Annotated in this window: 3 protein-coding genes; all 3 read left to right on the forward strand. The window is 32.5% G+C overall.

The window, feature by feature from the left end; genetic code table 11:
• Window positions 1-1,374 (forward strand): ABC transporter ATP-binding protein (locus tag Megvenef_RS08505; protein ID WP_322777506.1); only part of this gene is annotated, 1,374 nt, incomplete at its 5' end.
• A gap of 130 nt (window positions 1,375-1,504) precedes the next feature.
• The gene (locus Megvenef_RS08510) at window positions 1,505-2,023 is read left to right on the forward strand and encodes a copper chaperone PCu(A)C (protein WP_322777507.1); all 519 of its coding nucleotides are present in this window, start codon (window positions 1,505-1,507) and stop codon (window positions 2,021-2,023) included.
• A 70-nt stretch (window positions 2,024-2,093) separates the two neighbouring features.
• Window positions 2,094-2,780, forward strand: coding sequence for a hypothetical protein (locus tag Megvenef_RS08515; RefSeq protein ID WP_322777508.1), 687 nt, complete (start codon window positions 2,094-2,096; stop codon window positions 2,778-2,780).
• Window positions 2,781-2,850: the final 70 nt, after the last annotated feature.

Consider the following 2,850-nt stretch of genomic DNA (forward strand, 5'->3'; position numbering starts at 1 on the left):
ATTTCAAGATTGGGAGCAGATATTGAAATGGTTGGTAATTTAATTATCAACTTTTTATCCTTTTTTATCAGAAATTCAATAATGCTAATAGGGGCGATAACTTTAATGTTTATAGAGAGCCCTAAGCTTTCATTAATGGTAATGTTTAGCATTCCTGTTCTCCTGTTTCCTATTCTCAAGTTAAGTAAGCATGTCAGATCTTTATCTAAACGAGTTTTAGAAGAACAGAGTTTATTAGCCTCCAATATTGAAGAAAATTTTATTGGTATACGTACTCTTTATGCCTATAACCAACAACAATATTTATCCGATCAATTTGAGAAAAAAATTCATTCAAACATCAAACATGCAAGTATAAGACTAAGGCTTCGGTCATTATTTTTTGCATTGGCCATAGCAATAATTACTGGCTCAATAACTTTGGTTATTTGGGTTGGAAGTATTGATATTTTAAGTGGAGCTATGACTTCCGGAAAAATGATATCATTTATCTATTATGCAATGATAGTTGGCATGAGTGCTGGAGGTATAGCTGAACTTCTAAATGAATTACAAAGTCCATTTGCTGCTTTAGAACGTGTACTTGAACTCCGAGACTTAAAACCAAATATAGCCCCTGTACTAAGTATAGAAATTTTAGACCAGAATTATTCTATTCGTTTTGAGAAAGTTAGTTTTTCGTATCCATCGAGGCCAGATATTTTAATATTAAAAAGTATCTCACTAGAAATAATACAAGGAAAATTTACAGGTATTGTAGGAAAATCCGGCTCTGGTAAAAGTACTTTGCTGCAATTATTATTAAAATTTTATAATCATCAAAGTGGTAATATTTTTATTGGTTCAAGGAATATTACCCTGGTTAAAGATGAGCTTATTAGAAGCAAAATTGCATATGTTGAACAAAATCCTACGATATTTTCTGGATCTATTCGTTCTAATATTAATTTTTCAAGGCCTGATGCAAGTGATGATGAAATAGAGCATGTCGCAGAAATTTGCGGCATACTTAATTTCACTAACACTCTTGAATTAGGACTTGATACAGAAATTGGCGAGAGAGGAATAAGAATATCAGGCGGACAAAAACAAAGAATTGCTATTGCCAGAGCCCTATTATATAAACCAGAAATTTTACTTTTAGATGAGGCTACAAGCGCACTAGATACTGAAAGCGAGGAACAGGTATTGTTTAATTTACGAGAGTTCCTAGCTGGCAAAACAATAATTTCTGTCGCACATCGTATATCTTCAATTGAAAAAGCAGATGAGATTTTAGTTATTAATCAAGGAACACTTGCAAGTCACGGCACGCATAGCCAATTACTACGAAATTCAAAGATATATAATTTACTATATAAGGAACAAAAATAAATTTACAACGGTTTTTATGTATCTAGTTCACTTATGTTTACTATAAATTCAGGTTATTTATTTGCAGATCCATTCTCCTTATGACACTATAAATTTGGTATTTTTAAATATAAGATAGAGAGAAGAACTAATGAAAAAGAAAATTTTATGTGGTCTTGGCATAACTTTGTTATTTTGCAATGTTGCTGGGGCTGCCGCCCCTGAAAACCCAAATACTAATAATGGCGATACAGCAATATCTGGTCAACAATCTGGAACTGAGCAACCAAAAGCAGCTGAAGTAAAGAAAACTCTAGAAATAACAGATATCTGGGCACGTAAATCCATGTCTCCAAATAACAACTCTGCTGCATATATGAAAATCAATAATCCAACTGCTGAACAGATTACGATTATTGGCGCTTCTGCATCACAAATTGCTAACAATGTTGAACTTCACAAGAGTTTTGTGGATGAAAAAGGTGTAAGTCGTATGACCTCAATTGATAAAATTGTTGTTCCGGCTGGAAGCTCAATAGAACTTACGCCAGGAGCAATTCACATTATGTTATTTGATTTAAAAAAGAATTTGTCTGCAGGAGATAAGTTTAATATTACAATCAAGATTGAAGGTAAGGATCCCATGATTCTAGAAACTTTAGTTAAATAAAGGTTTTAAAAAATATCTAAATAAACTATAGTGATTTTTTTAAAAACAATGTCACTATAGTTTATTAGTAATGAAACTTTCTTTCTCCCCAACAAAAATTTTTTCGTACCTACTTATATCACTTATACTAAGCAGTTGTGGTGGCTATAAATATCAAAAAATGGAATCTTATACACAGGAATCTTTTGCTCAGGGTAAAAAAGGAGTAGTATTCTTTGATATTGCAGAGGGAAGTCTGAGTAAGAATGCTTCTCTATCATATATTCTTGTTAAATTAGAGGAAAAAGATATAAGGTACAGGGTTAATGTTAATTCAGGTTTCTCGGATTTTTTCAGTCTTAAGGCCTTTAAACGTAATGCTGCTCAAAGCCTTCTTTATTTAGATCCAGGGATTTATTACATTGACTATATCTCTTTACTGGACACATACAATGCTACTCGTTGGCTCCCTTCTCCTGGCTACAAAGACAATTATTTTCTTTATGGAGCATTTGAAATTAAGTCCGGCCAAGTAGTAAATATTGGACAATTAGTGATTAATGGTGAATTAAAATTCAATCATACTAGTGATATTGATTTAGTAAAAAAACAGCTAATAGAGAATAAAAAGGGAGAATTAGCAGGCAAAATAATAGATGGAAATTTTTATCAACGCGGTTCTGTTGTTTTTCGTGATAAGGATAAGCATTATAAGCTGCTTTCAAGTACAGTAATTCAGGAATACCATAAAAAATTAGTTCAGCATGCCATCGTTTAGCATAGGCTCAATAGTGAAAAACATTCCTTCTTGGAGTAAAGCGCCAGTCCCAGGTTTTCCATAATGGAGT

Origin of the sequence: Candidatus Megaera venefica, from assembly GCF_034554655.1 — a bacterium.
Lineage (GTDB): Bacteria > Pseudomonadota > Alphaproteobacteria > Rickettsiales > Rickettsiaceae > Megaera_A > Megaera_A venefica.